This is a genomic window from Citricoccus muralis, assembly GCF_029637705.1.
Lineage (GTDB): Bacteria > Actinomycetota > Actinomycetes > Actinomycetales > Micrococcaceae > CmP2.
Map to the genome: position 1 here is coordinate 52,791 of NZ_CP121252.1, position 24,803 is coordinate 77,593.

Sequence of the window (24,803 nt, forward strand, 5' to 3'; positions counted from 1 at the left end):
CCGTAAAATACGTGCATTTTGAAGAACAGGGGTGGTGTTCGGGTTGGTAGAGAGCGGGAAGCGTGGGCCAGTGGGCTTGGCGGTTGACCGCGAGAGCCTTGGTTGAAGAACTGTATGTGAGTGACTAACATTTGGACTATGGATCGTTGGGATCGGACGCATGAGGCGCTGAGGCAGGCCGCGTTGGAGCTGTTCACGGAGCACGGGTATGACGCGACGGGCACGGCTCAGATCGCGGCGCGTGCCGAGGTGAGCGAGATGACGCTGTTCCGGCACTTCTCGTCCAAGGAAGCGTTGTTGCTCGCCGACCCGTTCGATCCGCTGATCGCGGAGGCGGTTCGCGCACGACCCAAGGACGAGCCGCCGATGCGGGCTGTGGCGGAGGGCATCCGGCAGACATGGGCCGAGGTCGATGCCGAGAGTATTGCCGCCCTGCGTGTCCGTCTGCGGATGGTGGTGGCCGCGACCAGTCTCCGGGGAGCGGTGGAGCGCAACAGCGAGGCTACGATCACCGCCCTGAGCGGTGCGCTTTCGGATCGGGGCGTCGCTCCGGTCGCGGCTCGGGTTGCGGCGACTGCGGTGATTTCCGGGTTGAGCGTCGCGCTGCTGGATTGGGCGCAGTCTGAGCATGCCGCTCCGGGCGACGCGCTGGCCCGCGCTCTCGACGTCCTGGGAGGTGCGGCTAGTGCTTGAGTTCGAGAACGTCGGCCTGCGCTTCCGAGGCGGCGCGGGTGTGGAGCATCTCACGTTCCGCGCCCTGCCGGGCGAGATCGTCGCCCTGATCGGTCTGAATGGTGCGGGTAAGACGACGCTGATGCGGCTCGCGCTCGGGATGCTCCGTCCTCAGCGCGGCACGGTACGACTGTTCGGCGAGTCGCTGGAATCTGCCCCTACATCGACTTGGGCGGGGGTCGGGGCATTGATCGAGATGCCGCTGGCCTACCCCGAGCTGACCGTGCGGGAGAACTTGCGTATCGCCTGCCTCTTGCACGGCACCGACCCCGACCGGGTCGAGCACTCGCTGGACGCCTGGCGGCTGACGCCGGTCGCTGATCGCCGGTTCCGCCGTCTCTCCCTCGGGAACCGGCAGCGCGTCGGCCTCGCCGCGGCGCTCCAACACGACCCGAGGCTGATCGTGCTGGACGAGCCGAGCAACGCGCTCGATCCCGCGTCGGTGATCCTGCTGCGCGACCAGCTCACCCGCCGCGCCGGAGAGGGGTCGGCGGTCCTGGTCAGCAGCCACCACCTGGACGAAGTGGCACGGATCGCGGATCGCGTGCTGCTGATGAACGCGGGTCGCTTGATCGGGGAACTCGACACCACCGGCCCCGACCTCGAACGCGCCTTCTTCGAGCGCATCCGAGAAGACGACGAACACCATCTGAGAGCCGGGGAGGTTGCACGATGAACGCGGCGATCCGTGTCGAAGCTCTCAAACTTGTGCGCTCCCCGGTCGGCATGATCGGCACCCTCGCCCTCGTCGCAGGTACGCTCGCGCTGCTGGGCGGGATCACTGTGGCTCTGGCGGACGGCAACCCGGAGCTGACGGCCAAGGCCGGTGCTGCGGCGACGCTGGACTGGAACGGCCTGCTCGCCAGCGCCGCGCAGATCACCGCCGCCGGAGGACTCCTCGGCTTCGGCGTCGTGCTGTCCTGGATGTTCGGCCGCGAGTTCACGGACGGCACGATCACCGGCCTGTTCGCGCTCCCCGTCAGCCGCAGCCGGATCGCGCTTGCCAAACTGACGGTCTATACCGCGTGGTCGATCGCGGTCAGCGTTGTGCTCACGCTCGGCATCCTCGCCCTCGGACTTCTGCTCGGCTATGGCACCCCGACCGCCGACGACTGGGGAGGTCTCGCCAGGCACGGCGCGCTCACCATGTTCACGGCCGCAATCGCCGTTCCCGTGGCGTGGATCGCCTCCGTGACACGCTCGATGCTCGCCTCGGTCGGCGGTGCGATTGCCCTCGTCATCATCGCCCAGGTCGGAGCCCTCGCCGGAGCCGGAGGATGGATGCCTCTCGCAGCTCCCGCGCTCTGGGCGATGAGCAGCGGCACTGCCGTGACTCCTGTCCAGCTCGCCCTCGCAATCGCGGTCGGCATCGTCTTCGCGGCACTCACCTGCGCTGCCTGGGCACGACTCCAACTCAACCGATAACCGCTGCGTGCACAGCGAGCGGAGGCCTGTGGCCTTGACGAGAATCTGAAGGTACGTTTAGACTCATGAACATGCGTTCAGTAGATTCGAATGACCTGACGACTCGTGCTCGCATCCGCAATGCGGCGATCGAGCTGATCGGTACCCACGGGTTCGAGCGGGCGAGTATGCGGATGATTGCCCAGGCTGCCGGGGTGAGCCCTGCGCTGGTCGTTCACCACTTCGGCGATAAGGACGGGCTCAGAGCAGCCTGCAACGCGCATGTCTCGGCCATGTTCACCGTCGAGCGCGTGGGCGCGAACGGGGCTCCTTCCTTGGACTCCATCCGAGCCGCATTGAACGATTGGGAGGCAAACGGCCCAGCGTTGAACTATCTCGCGCGGATGCTCTCGGACGATGACTCTCGCTCAGTGGACGAGCTGTTCGACAGCCTCCTGCAAGGCACACTCCAAGTCGTTCAGGATCAGGAGCGAGCCGGGGTGATCCATCCGCAAAGCGATCCGAATGTTACCGCTCTGCTCCTCACGGGCCTCGGCCTCGCACCCCTTGTTTTGAGCCGTCACTTCGCTCGTTCCCTCGGGGCCGACGAACTCACACCTACGGCTCTCGCCCGCCTCACCATCCCCCTGCTGGAACTGTTCACCCACGGCTTCTACAAGGACGACTCGATCCTTAACGCAACCAAGTCCGCGATGGAGAACCAGGAGAAGAAGTGACCATGCCTCCGATCATTCAAGGCGAGAAGCTGACCAAGCGGTTCGGCAACTTCACCGCCGTTCAAGACCTCGACCTCGAGCTCGAACCGGGAACCGTGCTCGGGTTCCTCGGGCCGAACGGAGCGGGCAAGAGCACCACGATTCGTATGATGCTCGGACTCTCAATGCCAAGCTCGGGCACGGTACGACTCTTCGGCGAAGATCCGCTGCGCAACCGGGCCGCACGCACGCGGGTCGGGTACTCGCCAGGAGAACTCCGCCTCGACGACAGGCTGACCGTGGCCGCGACCCTGAAAAGCTGGGCGCGACTTCGCGGCGGAGTCGATGAGGCGTTCCGCGACAGCCTCATTGACCGGCTCGGGGTGCAAATGGGTCGGCATGTGCGCGGCCTCTCGACCGGAAACAGGCGCAAGCTCGCGCTTGTCGGCGCTTTGATGTCGCGCCCCGAGCTCTTGATTCTCGATGAGCCCACCAATGGTCTCGACCCGCTGGTGCAGAACGAGTTCATGTCAATCCTCGAAGAGGTCACCGCGACTGGCACGAGTGTGCTGCTGTCGTCGCACATCCTCAGCGAAGTCGAGCGGATCGCAGAGCGGATCATCGTCATCAGGGCCGGGGCTGTTGTGGTCGACGGCCCGACTGCGAAACTCCGCAAGGGTGCCGCGCAAGAGTTCCGTGCGGTGTTCGCCGATGCTGTACCCGATCTGTCCGCGCTTGCGTCACTCGCAGGGGTGGGAGCTATCGAGTCTCCGCAGCCGGGCGAGTTGAGGATTCAATGGGCTGGCCCGCCGCGCCCGCTTCTGCAAAAGCTCGCCGAGTACGAACTTGAATCGCTTACTGCACCTGAGCCCGACCTTGAGACGGCATTCATGTCCTACTACCGCAGCCAAGACACCACCCCAGCACTTGTGGAAAGGAGCGCATGATGAACGCGGAACTTCTGAACCGGGGCCTCGGCGCACAGCGACGCAGCGCACTCGTCTGGGGCATCGCGCTGCTCATCCTCACGGCATCTGTGCTGGCGGTCTGGCCGTCCATGAACGAATCGGGGTCGCTCGAATCGCTCGTCAGCGGCATGTCGCCCGAACTCATCGCCGCACTCGGCCTCGAAGCACTGGCATCCCCGGCCGGATTCCTGAACGGCAACCTCTACGCGCTCCTCCTGCCACTGCTGTTCGCGGTGCTCGGGATCATGCACATGAACGCCTTGACCGCAGGCGACGAGGATGCCGGGCGGCTGGAACTTCTCCTCGCGCTTCCCGTCAGCAGGGTCAGCGTCTATCTCAACCGCTTCGTCTCCGTCGTCCTTGTGCTGGCTGGCATCGCCCTCCTGGTCGGAGTCACAGTCGGCTTCGGAGCACCTGCCCTGGACATGGAACTCGACACGGAGGGCGTCGTCGCAGCGACCCTGAGCATCTTCCTCCTCGCGCTGCTGCACGCTGCGCTCGCGCTGGCGCTCGCGGGGCTCGGACTGCGCGCCGGGATCGTACTCGCAGGATCGTTCGGGGTGCTCGTACTGGGCTACCTGGTCTACGCGCTGCTCCCGATGATCGAATCACTCGACGGGCTCGCTGCCGCATCCCCCTGGCATTGGGCGCTCGGCGAGAAACCCCTTGAGAACGGGTTCGACGGAACAGGAATCGCCCTGCTCATCGGCGGCAGCATCGTGCTCGCCGTCATCGGGCTGATCGCGATACGACGACGCACCATCAGAACAGCATGACCTCAAGCGTTCAGAGCATGGCGGCTGTGCGATGCAGCTCGCAATCCTCTCGACGCATAACGAGGGCCACCGGGTACGACTGCGTGCGCGTGGTCGTAGTGCGAGACGGCTCTGTTCTCCTTGCCGACGACTCGAAGCTGCGCACTGCCGCTTGTGGGGATGCCGTGCTCGTTGCGCCGGGGGCGGTGCTCGGATACGAACCTAGGTCCAAGTATGCATGACCACGCTTCTGATCGATACCGACTATCTCATCGACCACTTGTTCTGGCAGCACCTCGATCTGATCCCCGACCGCGACGCAGCCCGTGAACTCGCCGCCAGACTCTACCCCGAACCGGTTCAGGTGCTTCGCCTTGGAGAACGCGAGGTCGAACGACTGGGGCCGATCCTCGATGAACTCGCCACCCGAACTAAAGCCGCGCAGGACGCAGCAGGGTACTTCCGCGCCCATGCGCTCCTGATGATGGTGTTGGAAGCGATCACGCCGCATATCCGACACGCAGCAGTAGAAGTACCGCCTCTCACAGCTAGACAACGTGCCGTGCGCAGCGCACCACCGCGCTGGCGGGCGTTTCGTCCGGTTCGTCGTGAAGCCGCACGAGTAGCGGCACTCATGCACAGCGACATAGCGCGACACTGGCCACTGGACGCCTTGGCTGCGCATGCTTGTCTCTCGCCAAGCCAGCTCAGCCGAGTATTCAAAGAGGCTTTCGGAATCACGCCGTTGGCGTACCTCTCGATGCTCCGGGTGCAGGAAATGGCGCGCCTGATCCGCGAAACCGACCTGCTCGTAACCGTCATTGCCGAGCGAGTCGGCTGGTGCTACCACAGCGGCGTCGCCTCGCGAGCGTTCCGCCGATACATGGGAGTCACCCCGATTCACTATCGCCGCTACGGGCCACCGACCGAAAGCCGCGAGGGGCCAGGCGTTGCCGTCGCTCGGGCTGCCTGCGACGCGCACCGTGTGGTGTGATGTGACGGGGAGCGGTACCTTTCATGTGCTGACTCATGTGCTACCGACCGCGTAGGGGTGCGTATCGCGGTGGAGTTATCCACAGGCAAGCCTCGCAGAAACCGCGGAATCATGCGGCAGAACGCCGATTCGTGATTTCGTGTGCGAGGGGAAACGGATCAGTTCAACTCCCGTGTCGTCACCGGCATGTGGCGCCCAGACCGTGCCTCATCGCGACGGGGCGGGCGTGGTGCCGTCGAATCGGCGGCACCAGCGGCGTGCGGATACGGGGTGTACGGTGCCTGCAACTTGCCGTCACCGTCGTTACCGGGGTGACGGTGTGCGAAATTTTCTCGCACCGTCCACGGCCCCGGGAAATTTTTCGGCCCCGTCACGGTGGTGCCAAGTTGACCCCACCGTGCGACCTGGGGTTTCGCATCGTTCGCGGTGGTCGTGAATCACCACCACCGGAGAACTCGCGGTTCCTCGCCCTGAGTGGGGGGTCACGGGGGTGCCGATTCGGCACCACCGTGACCTGCCCCGCTGCGCGGCCCGCGCCGACCGCTCACCCTGTGGATAAGTCTGCATATAGTACCTCAATCGTGCAACGAATACTAGATGTTGTGGTCGGGCGGTCGTACCTGTCCTCCATGACGACCACAGCACCGACCACCACGACCACCACCGAACCCCAACCGCCCAGCGATGCCCCCGAGTCGTTCGGGGCGCGCCTGGCCCGGCGCAGCCGCGAGGCCCAGGGCCTCGGGCCGGGGGTGAGCGACCCGACCGTGCTGGCCGAGCTGCGGGAACTGTGCGCCGCACCTCGACCCACGCGGGGAACCGCTGTCACGGCAGGGGAAGGCCCCGCCTCCTGACCGTCGCGTCCAGCCAGGATGCGGGGCCGATAGAGCCTCGCCGGAGGGTCAGGCGCGCCAGACGAACTCGACCCGGCGGGCCAGCACCTCAGCGCGGTGCGCGTCACGGCGGGCGTGGAACGCCTCGACGGTCTCGTTGCGGCGCTTGGGTACGGCGGTCATCATGTCGGCGGGGTGGGCGTGAACGAGCACGGCTTGAAGGATCAGGCTGGTCGCCTGGTACTGCCACATCGGGGTTCGCCCGACCCATTCCTTGGCGACGGTGGTCATGTCGATGCCTGGCCCGGCATGCTCGGGTATCGCGGCGGCGTACTCGCGGCGCCTGGCCTCGATCCGTTCCGCGATCCGTGTCCGCTGCCGAACCCACATCGCCTTGTCAATCAGGCCGTCGTAGTGGTCGTCGTCCAGCCTGGCGAGGCGTTCCCGGTCGGCGTCGAGCCTCGCTGCGAGCCCGACCCGCGCCCCCGCGTCCGCGCTCGGGGTTCTCCGGGTGGTGGGGTTGAGGGTGATCTGCTCGAACGTCGCCAGCACCGCCTCCTCCACGAGCCGGGTGATTTCGGCGGAGCGGATCGAGCGGTGGCAGCCGCCCCGTGTGGACTGCACGCACTGGTACACGTCGCCCCGGTGCATCATCGCCCGCCCGCAGTCCGAGCAGCGGATCAGCCCCGAGAACGGATACATGCGCTTCGCCGCCCCGGTGCCGGGCTGATGGAAGTTCCGCGCCTGCTTCCGCGCGTCGAGCACATCGCAGACCTGCTGCCAGGTGTCCTCGTCCAGGATCGCGGGCCAGACCGCCTTCACCTGCATTTGTGAGGTCTTCGCGCGCGTGCCGTCCGGCAGCATCGGCCGGTACTCCCGCACCCCCTTGATCGAGGGGTTGCGCAGCATCAGTTTGAGCGTCCTGTCCGACCACGCGCACCCATGCGTGGTCAGCACCCCGCGCTGATTCCAGTCCTTCTCGATCCGGTATAACGACTCACCCGACAGCACCCGCTGCGCTGCCTCGGCCACCATCGGCCCCGTGACCGGGTCGATGACGAGGGTGCCCGACTCGGCCCGGTACCCGAACGGCACCCGGCCCCCATGCCAAGCGCCCTCAATGGCCTGCTGCTTCGCCGCCCGCGCCACCCGCCGCGCGGTGTCCGCGCTGGACTTGTTCGCCATCGCGACCAGCACCCTGGCCATCGCCACATCCGAATCGGTGTCCAGTCGGAGGGAGCCGGTCACCGAGCGGACCCCGAACCCGGCGAGCACCTTCGCGTCGATCAAGTCCTCCAAGTCCCTCGGGTCGCGTACAGCGCGATCCAGGTCGTAGGCGACCATCACCTGCGCCTGCCCGTCGGCCAGGTGTCGAAGCATGGTGCGGAACTCCGGGCGGATCACCCGCCGCACCCGCTCACCGCTGGGCAACGTGATCGTGCGCTGCTTGAACGCCGACGTGTCATTCTCCCGAAACACCGCAACGACCTCCCAGCCGTGCGCGGCCGCATAGGCGCGGCAGTCGGCCTCCTGCCGATCCACCCCGCGTTCGGTTCCCTCCGGGTCATCACTGATGCGGACGTACACCGCCGCCCGCAACGACGACCCCGGCATCGTGGCCTGTTCCTGCTGTTCCTGCTTGTCGTGGCCCATCTCCGGCCCACCTTCCTGCTCGCAGTGAGAGGTAGGTGCGTTTACAGAACCTCGGCTACGCGGTCACCGCCTACCGTGCCCAAGGCGTCACGACCGACACCGCGCATGTGCTGGTTGAACCGACCTCGACGAGGGAGACCTTCTACGTCGCGATGACCCGAGGACGGCAGTCGAACCACGCCTACGTGACGCTTGACCGCACCGACGATCATGCGCAGCCACACCCTGGCGACGATCCGCATGCCACCGCGCGGAGCGTGCTCTACGGCGTTCTGCAGCACAGCGGGGCCGAACTCTCGGCGCACGAGACCATCGTGGCCGAACAGGAGCAGTGGGGCTCGATCGCCCAGCTCGCCGCCGAGTACGAGACGATCGCTGCCGCTGCTCAGCATGACCGCTGGGCCACCCTCGTTCGAGGCTCCGGACTCTCCGAAGAGCAGGCCGAGAGTGCCGTCGAGTCCGAAGCGTTCGGCCCGCTCGCGGCTGAACTCCGCAGGGCTGAAGCGAACCATCACGATGTCGATGAGTTGCTGCCGCGCCTCGTCGCTGCGCGCGGGTTCGGCGACGCGGACGACATCGCCGCCGTCCTCCACTACCGCGTCGAACGGGCGACCGCGCGACCCGCAGGATCAGGCCGGACCCGCAAACCACCGCGACTCATTGCCGGCCTCATCCCACAGGCTCATGGAGTCATCGACGCCGAGATGCGAGCGGCCCTCGACGAGCGAGAAGCACTGGTCGAGGCACGCGCCGACGCCGCACTCGAAGCCGCACTTGCCGAGGGTGCACCGTGGACGAAGACACTTGGAACGCCGCCCACCGACCGACGACGAGCCACGACCTGGCGCAAGGCCGCCCGCGTAGTCGCCGCCTACCGAGACCGCTACCGCATCACCGACGAGACGGCCCTCAGCGCCTCGCCCGAGTCGGCCGCACAGAAGATCGACGCTGCGCGGGCACGAGCGGCGCTTGAACAGGTACGAGCCTTGGAGCCAACAGGGGAGCCGCGGCCGACAGGGCGAACGCCTGGCAAACAGGTGCCCGGCGTCTCGCTGTGAACCTCTGCGGGATGTTCCGACGCGGAACCGACCGCATCGCTAGGATGGAGTGAGGTGACGTGTCGGTTCGGCGAGCCTGCACGCTGCGAGAACGTCAACTGTGTTCTCCTGGAGGTGAGCGTCTAGACGGGAAGGAGCGCTGAGGCTTGGCAACGTACGCAGTGAAACTTGAGCGCTCGGCGCCGCTTACACTCCCGAGACACCCGGAAGCACCCGAAGAAGAGTCCTTCGAAGAGTGGTGCGCGCGGGAGAAGGCCACAGGGCGTCCGCTCGCCGTCGACCTCTTCTCCGGCGCAGGAGGGCTCGGTGCCGGTGTAGAAGCCGCAGGCTGGACCGTTGTCGCTGCCGTGGATCATGACCGCGCGGCCCTTGAGACGCACCAATCCAACTTCCGCGGGCTTGCCCTCGATGTGGACATGTCCGACCAAGACCAAGTGGCGGCTCTCATCGAGAGGCTCCAGCCGCTTGGGATTGATCTTGTCGCGGGAGGGCCACCCTGCCAGCCATTCAGCCGGGCGGGCCGCGCGAAGATACGAAGCCTCATCAACGAGGGAGTCCGTGAGGAGGAGGACGCCAGAAAGGAGCTCTGGCGATCCTTCATCGACGTTGTTCTCGCGGTCGCGCCTCGGGCGGTGCTCATGGAGAACGTCCCGGATATGGCAATCGGCGACGACCTGACCGTCATTCGCGAGATCGCCATGCTCCTCGAAGAGGCCGGCTATATCGTCGACTATCGACTCCTCGATGCGTGGCGCTACGGGGTGCCCCAACACCGCAAGCGCTTCATCCTCCAGGCACGCAACGACGGAGCGCTCCCGGTCTGGCCAGAACCAGCGACGACCCGTCCCACTGTTCGCGACGCCATCGCCGACCTGCCAACGCTGAACGACACTACGGGAGCACGTGAGCTGCGCTACACGGGAGAGCCCTCCAGCGCGCTGGCCAAGGCACTGCGAGGGGACGGGCAGAGCGACGTCATCCACGACCACATGACTCGCCCCGTTCGCGACGACGATCGCGAAGCCTTTGAGCTCATGACCTCATCAACGCTGTATTCGGACCTTCCTGAACGGCTCCGCCGCTACCGTTCAGACACGTTCAACGACAAGTACAAGCGCCTTGACTGGGACGACTTGAGTAGAACAATCACGGCCCACATTGCCAAGGACGGTTACTGGTACATCCATCCCGCCGAGCATCGCACGCTCACCGTCCGCGAAGCCGCACGCATCCAGACGTTCGCAGACGACTTCCGCTTCGCCGGAACCCGCAGTGATGCGTTCCGGCAGATCGGCAACGCCGTTCCACCAAGCCTGGGCAAGTACGTCGCCGAGGCGATCCTCCCGTTGGACTTGCCGCGCACTGAAGCCCCCCGACTCCCAGCGATGCGCGAGCTACTGGTTCAGTGGGCGAAAGAGCAACGCGCCGTGAAGTGGTGGTGCTATCCCGGCCCCGATATGACTCAGGCTGCTGCTGCCGTCGCATCGCTGCTCGACGTTCACCGCATGCCCACCGCCGCTGCTGAGACTCTCATGACGCCACTGCGGGGCGCGGAGGAACTATCACTCGACCTGCTCCAGCACATCGATGTCCATACGCTCAGCGCTACCCGCAAGCGGACCATGCGAGCACTCCGCGAGTGCCTCCGCGACGAGGACAACAAGGACTGGCCCGAGCATGTCGAGTCGGCGCTAGGCGAAGCCCAGGGTCGTCTCTACTCCCTGCTCCAGGGCTCTGACGAACTCGTAGTCAACGGCCACGTGAGCAAGGTCGTCGCGCTCCTCATGGACCTTCCTGACGATCACACTGGCCTGCGCACCGACATCAAGGTCGCGTTGGCTCAGCTAGTCTCAAGTGGGGAGGAGGCGTCACTGAGAATGTGTGCCATCCGCGGCATCACTGTTGCTGAAGCGCGGGCGCGCATTGCGTCCAACGTCGTTTCGGTGCGGGATGCGGCTCCCGAGGAGAGTGCCTCATGACACGCGGTGCGAACCAAGACCCCGGGGCGGAGCTAGCAGGACGCGGCGCGCTACGCCCCAAAGCGCGGCTTCTCAGGACACTCGGCAGCGACCTCATCAGCAGCGACAAGGTTGCGCTCATCGAACTGGTGAAGAACTCCTACGACGCCGACGCAGGTGTCGTCCTGATCCGGTTTCGTGGCCCTCTGAAGGCGGGCGAGGGAGGCATCGAAGTTTGGGATGATGGACATGGCATGGACGCTGCCACGCTCCAAAGTTCTTGGCTCGACATTGCCACCGACACCAAACGAAGGAACCCACGCAGCGACGGCGGGAGGCGTGTTCTCGGCGAGAAGGGTATCGGGCGCCTTGCTACCGCGCGCCTTGGCGAGGAGATGCTCCTTACCACGAGGAAGCAGGATGCTGACGAGGTCAAGCTCCTCATCGACTGGACAGACTTCGACCGGGAGGATGCCTACCTGGACGAGATCGAGGTCGCCTGGGAGGTCGGGGCCCCGGATGTCTTCGCGGCAAACGGTGCCGCTGCGGCGGCCTTCAGCGAGCTCGACGCTGACGGGTGGCATCAAGAACGAGGCACTGTTCTCCAAGTCGACAGGCTCTCCCGAGAGTGGACTCGCGACGACCTTCTTGAGCTTCGCACGGCCCTCACCCGCCTTATCCGCCCGCGTCCGCAGGGTTCAGGCGCTGGATCGGCCAAGGACGCATCCACCGAGCCGGACTTCCAGATTGTGCTTGAGCTCACGGATGTGGACGACACGCTGGAGGATCTCGCTGGTCCGATCGAGCCGTCGGCAGACCTACGAACCCCCCACTACCGACTGAGCGGTTCGATCGATGTCAATGGATCGGCCACGCTGCACTACGAGCAGCAGGACCCGCCGGAGACCCAAGACATCGGAGTGATGCAACTCTGGAACCTCGAAGACCGCCCACCTCAGGCCGGCCCCTTCGAGTTCGAGATCAGCGTCTGGGATCGCGACAAGACGGCACTCCAGAGATCACTACAAGCAGCCAACCCCGAGAACACTGCACCGAGCGCCAGCGACCTCAAGGGCTTCCGAGACACGATGGACGAGGTTGCGGGCGTCAGCATCTACCGCGACGGGTTCCGCGTACTCCCGTTCGGTGAGACTGGAGACGATTGGCTCGGACTCGACCTGCGACGCGTGCAGAGCCCGACGCTGAGGCTGTCGAATAACCAGATCATCGGTCACGTCTTCATCGGTGCTGACACAAACGAGAGCCTCAAAGACCAGTCCAACCGCGAGGGCATCCTCGCCGGGGCCGCCTACGCCGATCTTCAGTACCTGGTGCGGGCGGCACTCAACCAACTCGAACAACGCCGCTACGGCGCTCGACACCCGAAGAAGGAGCAGCCAGAACGTAAGGGTGGTCTGTTCGAACGGTTCGACCTCGGTGAGATCAGCACTGCACTGAAGCAGAGCTACCCGGGCGACAAGCGGCTGCACGGCCTCATCGACGAGAAAAATCGCGACATCCAGGAAGGCGTAACACAGGTCCAGAACGTACTGTCCCGGTACTCACGCCTCGCCACCCTCGGCGCGCTCATCGACCGAGTGCTCCACGATGGGCGCACCGTCGTCACCCGACTCAAGAACATCGCGCGCTTCGGAACCCGCGACCTCAACAAGCCAAGCGTGAACAACAGCGACAAGGTCAGCATCGCGCTCGGATCAATGACTGACACCGCCGAGCAGGCCGAACTCCTCTCCTCGCTGTTCAAGCAGATCGAGCCCTTCGGTGGGCGGAAGCGAGGCCGTCCCAAGCAGATCAGCGTCAGCGAGGTAATCGACCGCGCTATCTCGATACTTCAGCAGGAAGCCGACGATCGTAACGTGCAGCTCGTTGGCGGCGGCACAGACATTGCGGTCAAGATTGACGAGGCAGAACTCCTGACAGTCCTCGTGAACTTGATCCAGAACGCGATCTACTGGACCGCTACCCAACCCCAGGGGATTGAGCGGAAGGTGCTCGTCGGTGCCCGGACAAACGAGGATGAGTCGCTAACCCTGGTCGTCAGCGATTCCGGGCCAGGCGTCCCCTCTGAGAGCCGCGATTACATCTTCGATCCATATTTCTCCAGCAAGCCTGATGGCGTGGGGCTCGGGCTGAGCATCGTTGGCAACCTTGTAGAAGACATCTATGCGGGAGAACTCACGCTGGTCGATGAGGGTGCGCTTGACGGCGCGACATTCGAGGCCACCTTCAGGAGGCGGGTGTAGTGAGACAGACGGTGCGGGTGCTCATCATCGAGGACCAGGCGGTGCTTGCGGCGGATGCTCAGCGAGAGATTGCCGACGCGTTCGAAGACAGCGAAGACATTGAGGTTCAGGTCCAGGTTGCCACCGACTTCGATGAAGGGTTCAAGCGGGTGCGCAAGGGCGAGAGCGACGTGGTAGTGCTCGACGTGCGACGCGACGCCACGGCTAACACGCCAGAAGACGACACAGCCGGGCACGCTGGGTACCTTGAAATCAAGAAGGCGAGGTTCGCGCCGATCATCTTCTGGACAGCCCTGCCAGAGAAGGTGTCGCATGAGGAGATGCCGCCACTCGTCACCGTCGTTACCAAGGAAGACACTGAAAAGCTCCCTGCTGCGATCCAGGCAGCGGTAGATAGCGGCGCGATGGCGACCATAGGCAGCATCGAGCAACACGTTGCATCAGTGCTTACAGATCACATGTGGAGCGAGTTGGCTCCGAACTGGACCGAGTACACCCAGGACGCGGACGGGGCCAGCATCGCTCCGGTCTTGCTCAGCAGGCTTGCGCGAGTCATCGACGACGATCGCGAACGGTCGCTCACCGGACGCCCGAGCTTCAGGTACGTCTATCCGCCGGCCTCTGATCGCAGAGCGCCGGGTGACATCCTGCGAGCATCCGATGAGACCTGGTGGGTTGTTCTGACCCCGGCATGTGACTTCGCTCAACACAAAGTCGGTCTTGTACTCCTCGCGCAAGCGTCCCCACTTGAAGCGCACGCAAAGTACGTCGCCTGGAGAGACGAATACCTGGCAGAGAAGAACAAGGGGAAGGCCGCCCACAACCGAGGCAAAGGCGAGTGGAACAGCTTGCGTCAAGACGTGCTCACGTCGACCCGTGGGCAGTTCCACTACCTTCCCAGATTCAGGGAGATTCCAGACTTGGTGATCGACTTCGAAGATGTCCGGGCCGTGCCGGTCGCGCGACTCACGGAGTACGGTCCCGTGGCATCGCTCAGCAGCCCGTTTGCCGAGTCTCTCCTAGTGCAGCATAGTCACTATCGGGGACGTATCGGAGTCCCTGACCTCGACAGCGAACTGATCCAGAAGCGGCTCTTCGCCGACGTTGAGGACGCGACAACCAGAGCGTCGAGCTAGCGGCTTGCGGGCAGAGCTACATTGCGTGTGCTCTCGTGGACTCCGTGTCCGCTGAAGAACGCCTCGATGTGCGGGATGCCGTTGGCGTTTGGCTCGCTTCAGTCCCCTCACGTCCGCATGGAGGAACCAGGTCCGAGGCCTCCGCGACCAATGAAGCACCGTCGCGCAGGAGTTGGTGAGGCCCGGCGCTCGTCGCGGACGTTACCGGACCAGGGACAGCTCCGACGGTGCGGCCGAGTTCGTGTGCGCGCCGGGCGACGGCCATTGAACCGGATCGAGCACCGGCTTCAACCACGACGGTGGTCGCGGAGAGTGCGGCCATCAGCCGCGCCCGTGCAATGAAGCGATGGCGCGTCGGCACCGCACCTGGCGGAACCTCGGTGACCATGAGCCCGAGGTCGGCGACTCGCTCAAGCAGTTCACGGTGACCCATCGGGTAGGGACGATCAACGCCGTTCGCCATGACCGCGATCGTGTCGCCGCCGGATGCAAGGGCCGCTCGGTGGGCGGCTCCTTCGATGCCGTACGCGCCGCCGGCCACGACTATCCGCTCAGCGTTGGCGAGGTCGGACGCCAGCTCCGCCGCCACATGCTCGCCGTAGGAAGTGGCGGCCCTCGCGCCGGTGACCGTGACGAGATCGGTGAGCGGTCGTGCGAGGAACGATGTCGCGCCGCGAGTCCAGAGGACGTAGGGGCGCCGGTCGCCAAGATCGTCGAGCGCAGATGGCCATTCCTTGTCGCCGGGGATCAGCGTGCCGATACCGGCGCGCTCGGCTGCAGCAATGTTCTGCTCAAGTGTCCGAGTATCTGAGCGCTGGAACTGGGAACGCCACACGTGAGCGTCAACGGTACTGAGGCCCGGCACCACGTCGTCACGCCCGGCAAGCCGAAACAGCTCAAGTGCCCCCAGCTCGCCCAGCAGCCGGCCAGTCACGGTATCGTCCGGTTCGACGAGCATCGACAGCGCCATCCGCGCCGTGCGCTCGTCCTGGACTACGTCGCTCAGGTTCGTCATCGTCGGGTCCTCTCACTCATATAGAGAGGTGCGCGCGGCGACGCGGGAGCCGAAGGGTTCCATGAACGCTGACCCCGGCGTACAGTGGATGGTGAGGCAGGTTCTCCTCATATTGCGGGTCCTCCGGGACGGCCTTCGGGCACTCACACACGTTCTGCCTCCTCGACGGAGTAACACGTGTGACGAGAGGCCTGTCATGTTCCGCGTTATCTGGACGCTCAGCGTTCGCACTCGCGACTACCTGCACCGCTACATGCCAAGCAACCGGCTGCTCGCTGCCATCCGCACCCGCCGCGGACTCAAGTGGGGGATACCCGCGATGCTGGTCGCGCTTCCGTACTTCCTGGTCGCCAGCATCTGCTCTGGCTCGGCAGCCGACGGCGGCCCAGGCTGGCTCCACCTCATCGTGCTATGGGCATGCTGGAACGCGCTCAAGTTCATCATCATGGGACCCGTGAGCGTCGCTCTGCTCATCCGTGCGCGCCTGCGCGAAGCTGCGGTCCGCCGTCACCAGCGCCACGACTCGCGCGTCGAGGCGAGCCTGCGTGAGCCAGCCCTTCGTGTCTAGGGTCAACCGCCCACGGCTGTGGGTGCCGTGATGCGAGAACCAGAGCGTCCGCCAGGCCGGATCACGACGCCGTGCGAAGCGAGCGCTCGCCGGACAGCCTGAGGCCCCGCCCCAACCTTCACGCCGACCTCTACCAGCGTCAACCCGCTGAGGTAGAGGTCGGCTGCTTCGTGGATGCGGGAGGGATCGAACCGTCCACGGCGGATCGTTACCTCCCGCCGGGTGAGGTGGGTGGCGACCGTGCGGCGGTTCACGCCGAACACGGATGCCAGCTCCACGAGCGTTGCGCCCTCGCGGTACTGCGCCACCAGATCGTCGACTTGCTCCGGGCGAAGGAGGGTTTGAGCCATCCTAAGTGATCGCACCACTCGCCCCCTGGAGTCGGAAACAGTAGGCCCAGAGGAGCGCTGGTCGTGGTCGTAGAAGCCCCGTGACCTGCGCAAAGACAAGGTTTTCAGGTGTGGGCAGGGGTTCTCAAACTCTCTACGGAGGTCCACCACCGGAAGTCCCGGATCATCGGCAACGATGATCCGGGACATTCGTTTTTTCTGGCTACCTTCTCTTTGGTGCCGCGCATTTTCTGGGGATACAGAAATGGCGACTGCGGGGTGCTTTCAAGGGGACGCCTCGGAGTACTCAGATGCGGGTTATGTGCCAAAACGTGTGCTTTTTTGCGGCGTGTCATCGTCGTGAACGACCGGCCCAGCCCTGCTGAATCCCATTGCCGTCCTCAGCGCTGAACGCAAAGTCGTACAAAGCCGGCGCCCCACGATCCTCACTAGTAGCCTCGGCAGGCTTCACCGCTGGTTGGTAGTGCTCTTTCCTCACGAGCTCCCACGGGTCTTTCGGGTGTTCGGTGAGGAAGTAGAAATACCAGCCCAGGATCTTCATCGCGTACTCCGGGCTCGTCCCACGGTGTTGAAGCGCCCTGGGTTTCGTTCCGTGGTTAGACAACAGCGGACGCGGCCGTCAGGTGTTGAGTGTAGGTGGCCTCGACTTCTGCCGGGGTCCGGTAGCCGAGGTTCTCGTGCAGACGTCGGGTATTCCACCACTGCACCCAGTCCATCGTGGCCATCTCGACGGCGGTGACCGAGGGCCAGACGCGACGTGAGTGGATGATTTCCGCCTTGTAGAGGCCGTTCACGGCTTCAGCCAGGGCGTTGTCATACGAATCCCCGACGGACCCGACTGACGCGGTGACACCGTAGGCGGCCAGCGTCTCAGTGTAGGACAGACTGACGTACTGAACGCCTCGGTCCGAGTGATGGACCAGCCGTCCGGCCCGCAGGCGGGCCTCGGTGCTCAGCAGCGCGTGTTCCAGTGCTTGCAGCGGCAGGGATTGCGTGTGCAGGGTGCCTGCCACGGCCCAGCCGACGATCTTTCGGGTGCAGACATCGGTGATGAACGCGACATAGCAGAACCCGGTCAGGATCCGCACGTAGGTAATGTCCGCGACCCAGAGCCGGTTGGGGCCTTGCGCGACGAACTGGCGCTTCACCAGGTCCGGACGATGATCCGGCTCGACGGAGGGCCTCGTGGTGACCGGTTTGCGGCCTCGTCGTACGCCGGTCAGACCGGCGGCCTTCATCAGGCGTGCGACTTGGTCTCGGTCTATCTCCCAGCCGGCGCGGCGCATGGCATGCCACATCTTGCGATACCCATAAACGCCGTAGTTCTCAGCGTGGATCCGCCGCAGTTCCTCGCCCAGGACCACATCGCGCAGGCTCCGCGCCGAGACCGGACGGGTCTTCGCCGCGCGGTAGCCGCGGGAGGTGATGAACCCACACTCCGTCGCACCCAGGGTGCGGCAGATGGCCTCGACCCCGAAACGATCCTTGTGCTCGTCGATGAACCGGATCATCTCGTCGTGGGGCGGTCGAGCTCCGCTGCGAAAAAAGCCGAGGCCTTCTTGAGGATCTCGTTGGCACGGCGGGTCTCGGCCAGCTCGCGGCGCAGCTGCCGGTTCTCCTCCTCCAGATCCGACTCGCCGCTCAGGGCCACCACTGCAGGGCCGGACGACTCCGCCCTGCGGCACCAGTTCCGCAGGGTCTCCGGGCCACAGCCCAGGGACTGCGCCACGACGCGGATCGAGGCGGCTCTGGGCCCACCTTCCGCGACTTGTCGGTCAAGGACCATTCGCACCGCTCGGTCGCGGAACTCAGGGGTGAACTTCTTGGGCATGTACCGATTCTCCTTAGTGAGACTCGGAACGAAACCCAGGGCGCTTCACGTAGACTCCTACTTATGGACCTTCTAGACCTGGGGCGGATCATTGTCGGGTTGGTGCTGCTGGTGCTGGGCGGGGAGGTACTGGTGCGAGCGGCCTCCGCCCTGGCTCGTCGAGCGGGGGTCTCCTCCCTGGTGGTCGGGCTCACCGTGGTCTCGGCGGCCACGTCGGCGCCCGAGCTTTCGGTGAGTATCGGTGCGGTCCTGCGCGACGAACCCGGACTGGCGGTGGGCAATGTGGTCGGCAGCAACATTGCTAACGTCTTGCTCATTCTCGGCCTCTCCGCTCTAGTTCTGCCGCTGGCCGCGACACAACGGTTGGTGCGCTTTGATCTCCCCCTGATGCTTTCTCTGTCCGCGGCGCTGCTGCTGGTCTGCCTCGACGGGGTGATCAGCGCGGTAGACGGGCTAATCCTGTTCGGTGCCGTGGTCGCTCACACCGTGCTGAGCGTCACCATCGGCCGCAGAAGGACACAGTCCAAGGCCCCTGTTATGCAGCTGACTGAGGGTTCCCCGGGTATCGGCACCTCCGCCCAGGCCCAGAAACTGCCTGTGGCATCGAGCGGAAAGTCGATTCTGCTCGTGGTGTTCGGAGTTGCTCTCCTGGTAACCGGGGCCACGCTCCTCGTCGAGGGCGCGGTGAACACCGCCACCACGCTCGGGGTGAGCAGCCTAGTGGTCGGTTTAACCGTCGTGGCCATCGGCACATCTCTGCCTGAGCTGGCGACTTCCCTCATCGCCGTGCGCCGTGGCGAACGTGACTTGGCGATTGGCAACGTGGTCGGCAGCAACATCGTCAACATCGGAGTCGTGCTCGGGTTGCCAGCCATGATCTCCCTCGAGGGCATTCCCGTATCCAGCGCCGCCCTGGCCTTCGATATCCCGGTAATGTTGGCGGCCGCGATCGCCTTGCTGCCCGTAGCCTTCACCGGCTTCACGGTGGCGCGATGGGAAGGCGCCCTGTTCGTAGCCCTGTATCTGGTTTACCTTGGGTATCTCATCCTGGCTGCCACCGCACACGACGCACTGGAAGGATTTACCGCCGTGATGGCATGGTTTGTCCTCCCCTTGATCACAGTGACGCTGATCGCCTTCACCGCATACGAAATCGGGCTGCGTAAGGGCCGACAAGGCAGCGGCACAACCCCCCGTCCGTCCTGACCACGAGCCGCTGACTAGATCAACCCGGGCCTGTCAATACCGCGCGCCACCCAGGCACCAGATAGTCGCCCCCCGATCAGCGCCAGACCCAGTGTCTAGGGCGTGTCTCCCTTATGCGCGTAGCCAGGTGAGAATGGCGCAAACGGTGACGGCGGCGCGGTAGGTGATGGCGAGCTTGTCGTAGCGAGTAGCCAAGCCGCGCCATTGCTTGGCCAGGGCGAAGTACCGTTCCACGACGTTGCGCCTGCGGTAGGCCTGCCCGTCGACGGCCGGGGGTCGCCCGCCGCGACTACCCCGCCGTTGGCGGGCGGCGATCTGGTCCTTCTTGTCCGGGATGACCGCCCGGATCCGGCGCCGACGCAGTTCGGTGCGGATCACCCCGGTGGCGTAGGCCCGGTCCGCGATCACCGCCTCCGGTCGGGTCCGCGCCGCCCCGGGGCCGGGCCGGGGAACGTGGATCTCGGCCAGTACTTGTGCCAGCACGGCCCCGTCGTTGCGCTGACCACCGGTGACGATCGTGGCCAGCGGCCGGCCCCGGCCATCGACGGCGTGGTGGATCTTGGTGGTCAGTCCACCGCGGGAGCGTCCGATGCCGTGACCAGGCGGTTCAACCTCGGTCACCGGCAGTTTCTTGTGATTCGCCCCGACCCCCTGTTGTCAACGGCGGCTGAAAAGTGGACATTAATCGACGTCTGAAAACTGGACACTCTGACAGGTTCAGGTCGTGATGTTGGTGTTCTTCTCAAGGAGTTCCCGTCGGGTTCGTGTCCGATAAGACTCTCCATCGAGGGTGAGGACCTCTGAATGATGGATCAACCGGTCAATCATCGCTGCTGCAATCGTGTCATCAGCAAAGATCTCACCCCACCGGCTGAAGGGCAGGTTAGAAGTAATGAGCAACGAACCCTGCTCATACCTTGAGGCGACTAGCTGGAAAAACAGATTCGCAGAGTCAGCGTCTAAGGGCAGGTACCCGAGCTCATCAATAATGAGTAAGCGGTATCGTCGCAGGCGTTTGATTTCAGCTGCTAATCCTCCATGACGCTGATGAGCAACGCTAAGCCTGTTGATCCACCCAGCAGCGGTATCAAACAACACGGGATACCCAGACTGACAGGCCCGAATGCCGAGTCCGATCGCTAAGTGCGTCTTGCCTACTCCGGGCGGGCCAAGCAAAATCACGTTGTCAGCTTTCGGAATGAAACTCGTGGTCCCTAGATGCGCGATCAGATCACGGCGTAGGGTTGGCTGAAAATCAGGGTTGAAGTCCTCGAGAGTCTTCATCGCTGGAAACCGGGCGGTGGAAATCCTCAAGCTGGTGCCATTGGCTTCGCGATCAGCAACCTGACGTTCAAGCACGGCAGCTAAATACTCCTCGTGTGTCCATCCCTGCTCACGAGCGGTGTTGGCCAGTTGTTCCCAGACCTTCGCGATCGTGGGAGTCTTCATCGCTCGAGCTAGATGTGACAGCGTGGCCCCGATCTTCTCTGGATTGGTCCTCATACTGCCTCCTGTTCCGTCACCGGCGCCGGTGCAGCCGGTGCAGATCTCAATCCGAAGAGCTCGTCGTAGACGCTCAGAGGTCGATACGCGACCTCAGTATCGCGCCCGACAGGACGACGTCGGATCTGGTTGTAATGGGCTCGGAGCATCTTCGCGGTAGCAACATGACCGGGATCAGTGATCGTTTGCGCGGTGGCCCAACAACGGGGGTGATCAGCAACAGTCTCCCCATCACAGACCACGAGAATCCGTTCTAGGGTCGTGGTGACTTGTACCAGTCGCCCGATGTATCGGGGATCCACACTGTAGTCATTGGTATCGACACGAACGTAGTAGTCCCGGCCTAGTCTGATCTGGAAATTCAACCCGACAGCCGGTGGTGACGGAGGAAGCGCAGTCATAGCTGCTCGATCCTGATCAAGTACATTCACTGGACGATCTCCCAGGCTGCGCACGAGTCGTTGATTAGCGCGTGTCTCTAACCACGCTTCCATCTGGGCGTTGAAATCTTGGGGTGAGCCGAAGGTTCGCCCCGGCAGGAAACTCGTCTCGAAGAACTGGTTATTTCGTTCCGTCATGCCCTTAAACTCTGGGTCTCTGGCCGGAGCGATAATCATCTTGGCCGCGATCGTGCCGGCGAAGCCTTGGACTGCAGGCAGAGGCTTTCCCTTCGGTGCGATTGCTGCTTCACGGTCCCAGATCAATGACTTGCTCACAGCGCCAACGCCAGTGATCAGATGCCACATACCTGCCAGCAGATCCCCCGACTGTCTCGAGGGAATCATCCGAGCACGAAGGAATCTACTGAAAGTCAGAGTCATCACTAGCACCGGTAAGACGCGTACTTGGCTGAACCCCACCGGGATCTTCGGCTCGGGAAACCACAAATCGAACTGGGCAGCCTCACCAGGAGCATGCTCTAACCGGTCCGCTGGATCTACCCCGGTATACAAAGGACGGATCTGACGCACGCGATCTTTGAGGATCGTCATCGAATGCTGCCACTGCAAGCGTTCCGCGATAACGGTCGCTGGCATCCTCGGAGCGTCTTTAAGAAGCTTATGGATCTCTGGGACCACCGCATCTACAATCGAGCCCTTCGACGCTCGTTGATACTTCGGTGGCTCTGTTGACTCAAGAGCTCGATACACCGTGGTCCGAGAGACTCCCAATCGCTCAGCGATCTGCTTCTTCGGCATCTTCTCCGCACGATGCAGCCGACGGATTTCAGCCCAATCTTCCATAGTGATCATGCCTCCTAGCATGGATGAAACTGTCCAGTTTTCATCCGTCGCTACGTGCCCACTATTCACCCGTCGTCGACACCTGTGTCCTGGTCCGGGCGGGTCGTGTTCGTTGCGTGCTGATGGGCTCGGGCGATGGTGGCATCGACCGAGACGGCCCAGTCGATCATCCCGGCCGCATCGGCCTCGGCCAGCACCTGGGTCAGGACCCGGTCCCAGGTGCCGTCCGCGGCGTAGCGGCGGTGGCGTTTCCACACCGTCTGCCACGGCCCGAACTGCTCCCGTGGCAGGTCCCGCCACGGGATCCCGGTCCGGTACCGGTAGGCGATGCCCTCGACCACCCGCCGGTGGTCACCGAACGGGTGCCCGCGCCGGCCCTGATTCGAGGGCAACAACGGCTCGATCCGCGCCCACTGCTCGTCCGTGAACACCCGATATCGCGATCCCGTTGATCTCACCCGACCAGCCTGCCGCGAGCCTCATCACCGATAAGGGAGACACGCCCTAGAGCCCTCCCAAGAGCAGGTAACCCCTGAAATCCGATACCCCCTGGGGTAGTTTCAGAAGGAGGGTGCAATCGGAACGCGATGGCCCTGACAGGGTGGGTGGGAGCTGGTAATTCAGCGTCTCGCGCTCAAGCAGCCACCGGCCGAACCCGTATACTGGGGCCTATGGCATCCGTCGCCGCAACGCGTTCTCGGAGAGGTCTTCCCGACTTCCTGCGATTCGTGCTGTTCGGCGGGCTGCTGGTGGTGGCGATCATCCCCGGGCTGCTCGCCATGCACACACTGAACCTGCATGGCACCCCCTCCGCGCACGCGCCTGCCGCCATGTCCGTCACCGTCGCCGACTCCAGCGAGCCACACCAGGGTGTGGCGCATCACGGCTCGACGGGCTCACCCGGGTTGACCAGCGGCACGGCTCACGATCGCGGCGGTTCCTGCGCGGACTGCGGGGGTGGCGATCATCTGGGCATGGCAATGGCATGCGTGCTCGCACTGCTACTCGCCCTCCTCGTCCTGGTGCCGCCGCGGCTTCTACCCGAATGGATGCACACCGCACCCCGGCCGTTCCTCGTGAAGCGCTTCATCGACAGGCTGCTGTCTCGGGCGCCGTCACTTCAGGTTCTCTGCATCAGTCGCACCTGAGGGAGCAACGAACCCGGCGCACACCCGCGCCGACGGTTCCCCTTCTCTCACTCACGCGGCGCCCATGTGGGGTTCCGCGTCACTCAAGCGACTGTTGATATTGGAGAACGCTCATGAAGTTTCGTACCGCGGCGACCGCCGCACTCGCCCTCACACTGACCCTGGCTGGATGCTCGGCCGGAAGCGAGGACGAAGACATAATGCCGGGCATGGACCACGGCTCGTCCGAGCAGGCAGCCGGTGCCAACGACGCGGACGTGATGTTCGCTTCGATGATGATCGTCCACCATGAGCAGGCCATCGAGATGAGCGACATCGTCCTCGCCAAGGACGACGTCCACCCCGAGGTGGTCGAGCTGGCCGAGGCGATCAAGACCGCCCAGGGGCCGGAGATCGAACAGCTTCAGGGCTGGCTGGACGACTGGGGCGTCGACCCCGACGAAGGCCAGATGGACGGCATGGACCACGGCGACGGCATGATGACCGAGGACGACCTGGCCGCCCTCGAATCCGCCGACGGCGCCGAGGCATCGCGACTGTTCTTGGAGCAGATGATCGTCCATCACCAGGGAGCCGTCGAGATGGCCCAGACGCAGGTCGATGACGGCAGCAACCCCGATGCCGTCGAGCTCGCGCAGACGATCATCGACGCGCAGACCGCTGAGATCCAGGAGATGCAAGACCTCCTGGCCACCCTCTGATTGACCACCAGGGTCGGTCGGTGCCGTGGCGAGAGTGCCCGGCACCGACCCGCCCAACTCTCTTGAAGGACCACGCCATGAACCACCCCACCGTGCCGCGGCGCCGAAATCTGAACGTCGCTGCCACCGCTACCTTTGCCGCCGCCCTCGTTCTCACCGGATGCACCACCACGTCGCCCGAGCCCGAATCCACCTCCATCGGCAGTCAAGCCGTCGACACTGACTTCCTGGCAGACCACAACCTGGACGGACTCGACGCCACGCAGGTCATCGAGCGGCTCGACACGATGCCCGTCGCCGACCGCCCCACCGATCTGATTGCATCTGTGCAACCCGACGCGCTCATTCTCACCGACGATCAAGACCGCGAGACACGACTGCCGATGCCCGAAGACGAGGTGTACATCTCGGTCGCCCCATATCGTGAGCAAACGCACGATTGCTACTTCCACAGCCTGACCACCTGCCTCGGAGAACTCACTAACAGCGAAGTCCAGGTCACGCTCACCGGCGAGGACGGCGATGTGCTCGTCAACGAGGTGCAACAGACCTACGACAACGGGTTTGTCGGCGTCTGGGTGCCCCACGGCATCGAGGCAACGCTCACGATCGAGCACGAAGGTCAGACGGGATCCGCGATCATCTCCACGATGAACGACGACGACCCGACGTGCATCACCACATTGCAACTGACCTGACCTGAGGACATTAGCTCGCCGCGCTCGGGGACATCGTTCGATTGGAGATGGATACAACTCCGAGAGCG

23 protein-coding genes, 3 pseudogenes and 1 other annotated feature are annotated in these 24,803 nt (G+C 64.3%); of the genes and pseudogenes, 17 read left to right on the forward strand and 9 right to left on the reverse strand.

The window, feature by feature from the left end:
• Positions 1-120: 120 nt before the first annotated feature.
• The 8 genes from P8192_RS00240 (at position 121) to P8192_RS00275 (ending at position 6,423) form a co-directional block, all read left to right on the forward strand.
• On the forward strand, positions 121-693 hold the full coding sequence (locus P8192_RS00240) for a TetR/AcrR family transcriptional regulator (RefSeq protein ID WP_278157710.1): 573 nt from the start codon (positions 121-123) through the stop codon (positions 691-693).
• A complete protein-coding gene (locus tag P8192_RS00245) occupies positions 686-1,408 on the forward strand; it encodes an ABC transporter ATP-binding protein (RefSeq protein ID WP_278157711.1) in 723 nt (240 codons plus the stop codon). Before P8192_RS00240 ends, P8192_RS00245 begins: the two co-directional genes overlap by 8 nt.
• Positions 1,405-2,157, forward strand: coding sequence for an ABC transporter permease (locus tag P8192_RS00250; protein ID WP_278157712.1), 753 nt, complete (start codon positions 1,405-1,407; stop codon positions 2,155-2,157). Before P8192_RS00245 ends, P8192_RS00250 begins: the two co-directional genes overlap by 4 nt.
• Before the next feature lie 65 nt (positions 2,158-2,222).
• The gene (locus P8192_RS00255; RefSeq protein WP_278157713.1) at positions 2,223-2,873 is read left to right on the forward strand and encodes a TetR/AcrR family transcriptional regulator; all 651 of its coding nucleotides are present in this window, start codon (positions 2,223-2,225) and stop codon (positions 2,871-2,873) included.
• Positions 2,874-2,875: 2 nt separating this feature from the next.
• On the forward strand, positions 2,876-3,799 hold the full coding sequence (locus P8192_RS00260; protein ID WP_278157714.1) for an ABC transporter ATP-binding protein: 924 nt from the start codon (positions 2,876-2,878) through the stop codon (positions 3,797-3,799).
• Positions 3,796-4,596 carry an ABC transporter permease subunit gene (locus P8192_RS00265; RefSeq protein ID WP_064319233.1) on the forward strand — a complete coding sequence of 267 codons (801 nt, stop codon included), beginning with the start codon at positions 3,796-3,798 and terminating at the stop codon, positions 4,594-4,596. Before P8192_RS00260 ends, P8192_RS00265 begins: the two co-directional genes overlap by 4 nt.
• Positions 4,597-4,813: 217 nt before the next feature.
• Positions 4,814-5,569 carry a helix-turn-helix transcriptional regulator gene (locus P8192_RS00270; RefSeq protein WP_278157715.1) on the forward strand — a complete coding sequence of 252 codons (756 nt, stop codon included), beginning with the start codon at positions 4,814-4,816 and terminating at the stop codon, positions 5,567-5,569.
• A gap of 629 nt (positions 5,570-6,198) precedes the next feature.
• Positions 6,199-6,423, forward strand: a complete 225-nt coding sequence (locus tag P8192_RS00275; protein WP_278157716.1) for a hypothetical protein — start codon at positions 6,199-6,201, stop codon at positions 6,421-6,423.
• 48 nt (positions 6,424-6,471) lie between these two features.
• Here the strand turns inward: P8192_RS00275 and P8192_RS00280 are convergent, their stop codons facing one another.
• Complete coding sequence (locus tag P8192_RS00280; RefSeq protein WP_278157717.1) at positions 6,472-8,055, reverse strand: recombinase family protein; 1,584 nt, start codon at positions 8,053-8,055, stop codon at positions 6,472-6,474.
• Positions 8,056-8,102: 47 nt separating this feature from the next.
• On the opposite strand from P8192_RS00280, the pseudogene P8192_RS00285 reads away from it, so the two are divergent.
• The 4 genes and pseudogenes from P8192_RS00285 to P8192_RS00300 form a co-directional block, all read left to right on the forward strand.
• Positions 8,103-9,113: pseudogene (locus P8192_RS00285) on the forward strand (C-terminal helicase domain-containing protein); the annotation flags it as partial.
• Positions 9,114-9,259: 146 nt separating this feature from the next.
• Complete coding sequence (locus P8192_RS00290; RefSeq protein ID WP_278157718.1) at positions 9,260-11,092, forward strand: DNA cytosine methyltransferase; 1,833 nt, start codon at positions 9,260-9,262, stop codon at positions 11,090-11,092.
• Positions 11,089-13,335 (forward strand): sensor histidine kinase, encoded by a 2,247-nt coding sequence (locus P8192_RS00295; RefSeq protein ID WP_146319795.1) that lies wholly within the window; start codon positions 11,089-11,091, stop codon positions 13,333-13,335. Before P8192_RS00290 ends, P8192_RS00295 begins: the two co-directional genes overlap by 4 nt.
• Positions 13,335-14,471, forward strand: a complete 1,137-nt coding sequence (locus P8192_RS00300; RefSeq protein ID WP_278157719.1) for a hypothetical protein — start codon at positions 13,335-13,337, stop codon at positions 14,469-14,471. Before P8192_RS00295 ends, P8192_RS00300 begins: the two co-directional genes overlap by 1 nt.
• Positions 14,472-14,487: 16 nt before the next feature.
• On the opposite strand, the gene dprA is transcribed toward P8192_RS00300, so the two are convergent.
• Positions 14,488-15,486 carry a DNA-processing protein DprA gene (dprA, locus tag P8192_RS00305; RefSeq protein WP_146319791.1) on the reverse strand — a complete coding sequence of 333 codons (999 nt, stop codon included), beginning with the start codon at positions 15,484-15,486 and terminating at the stop codon, positions 14,488-14,490.
• 196 nt (positions 15,487-15,682) lie between these two features.
• Between dprA and P8192_RS00310 the strand changes: the two genes are divergently transcribed.
• A complete protein-coding gene (locus P8192_RS00310) occupies positions 15,683-16,054 on the forward strand; it encodes a sulfate permease (RefSeq protein ID WP_278157720.1) in 372 nt (123 codons plus the stop codon).
• A 2-nt stretch (positions 16,055-16,056) separates the two neighbouring features.
• Here the strand turns inward: P8192_RS00310 and P8192_RS00315 are convergent, their stop codons facing one another.
• From P8192_RS00315 to P8192_RS00325, 3 genes are all read right to left on the reverse strand, one after another.
• On the reverse strand, positions 16,057-16,404 hold the full coding sequence (locus P8192_RS00315) for a hypothetical protein (protein WP_246846592.1): 348 nt from the start codon (positions 16,402-16,404) through the stop codon (positions 16,057-16,059).
• A gap of 331 nt (positions 16,405-16,735) precedes the next feature.
• Positions 16,736-16,945: a hypothetical protein gene (locus tag P8192_RS00320; protein ID WP_278157721.1), complete on the reverse strand. Its 210-nt coding sequence runs from the start codon at positions 16,943-16,945 to the stop codon at positions 16,736-16,738.
• 55 nt (positions 16,946-17,000) lie between these two features.
• A protein-coding gene (locus P8192_RS00325; protein ID WP_278157722.1) for an IS3 family transposase occupies positions 17,001-18,235 on the reverse strand; the annotation gives its coding sequence in 2 pieces (ribosomal slippage) (positions 17,001-17,953 and positions 17,953-18,235; 1,236 coding nt in all).
• Positions 17,853-17,954: a sequence feature (AL1L pseudoknot), on the reverse strand. It overlaps the preceding gene by 102 nt.
• A gap of 63 nt (positions 18,236-18,298) precedes the next feature.
• Between P8192_RS00325 and P8192_RS00330 the strand changes: the two genes are divergently transcribed.
• Complete coding sequence (locus P8192_RS00330) at positions 18,299-19,441, forward strand: calcium/sodium antiporter (RefSeq protein WP_270106806.1); 1,143 nt, start codon at positions 18,299-18,301, stop codon at positions 19,439-19,441.
• Positions 19,442-19,552: 111 nt separating this feature from the next.
• Here P8192_RS00330 and P8192_RS00335 read toward each other — a convergent pair.
• The 4 genes and pseudogenes from P8192_RS00335 to P8192_RS00350 all read right to left on the reverse strand — a co-directional run.
• Positions 19,553-20,092, reverse strand: a pseudogene (locus P8192_RS00335) (IS5 family transposase); the annotation flags it as partial.
• Between the two features lie 66 nt (positions 20,093-20,158).
• Positions 20,159-20,944 carry an IS21-like element helper ATPase IstB gene (istB, locus tag P8192_RS00340; RefSeq protein ID WP_278157723.1) on the reverse strand — a complete coding sequence of 262 codons (786 nt, stop codon included), beginning with the start codon at positions 20,942-20,944 and terminating at the stop codon, positions 20,159-20,161.
• Positions 20,941-22,197 carry an IS21 family transposase gene (gene istA / locus P8192_RS00345; RefSeq protein ID WP_270106064.1) on the reverse strand — a complete coding sequence of 419 codons (1,257 nt, stop codon included), beginning with the start codon at positions 22,195-22,197 and terminating at the stop codon, positions 20,941-20,943. The genes istB and istA overlap by 4 nt, the downstream gene beginning before the upstream one ends.
• 71 nt (positions 22,198-22,268) lie before the next feature.
• A pseudogene (locus P8192_RS00350) lies at positions 22,269-22,646 on the reverse strand (IS5 family transposase); the annotation flags it as partial.
• Positions 22,647-22,859: 213 nt separating this feature from the next.
• Here P8192_RS00350 and P8192_RS00355 point away from each other — a divergent pair.
• The 3 genes from P8192_RS00355 (at position 22,860) to P8192_RS00365 (ending at position 24,735) form a co-directional block, all read left to right on the forward strand.
• Positions 22,860-23,336 (forward strand): DUF6153 family protein, encoded by a 477-nt coding sequence (locus P8192_RS00355; protein WP_270106804.1) that lies wholly within the window; start codon positions 22,860-22,862, stop codon positions 23,334-23,336.
• A 113-nt stretch (positions 23,337-23,449) separates the two neighbouring features.
• On the forward strand, positions 23,450-24,037 hold the full coding sequence (locus tag P8192_RS00360; protein ID WP_270106803.1) for a DUF305 domain-containing protein: 588 nt from the start codon (positions 23,450-23,452) through the stop codon (positions 24,035-24,037).
• Positions 24,038-24,114: 77 nt separating this feature from the next.
• A complete protein-coding gene (locus P8192_RS00365) occupies positions 24,115-24,735 on the forward strand; it encodes a CueP family metal-binding protein (protein ID WP_270106802.1) in 621 nt (206 codons plus the stop codon).
• Positions 24,736-24,803: the final 68 nt, after the last annotated feature.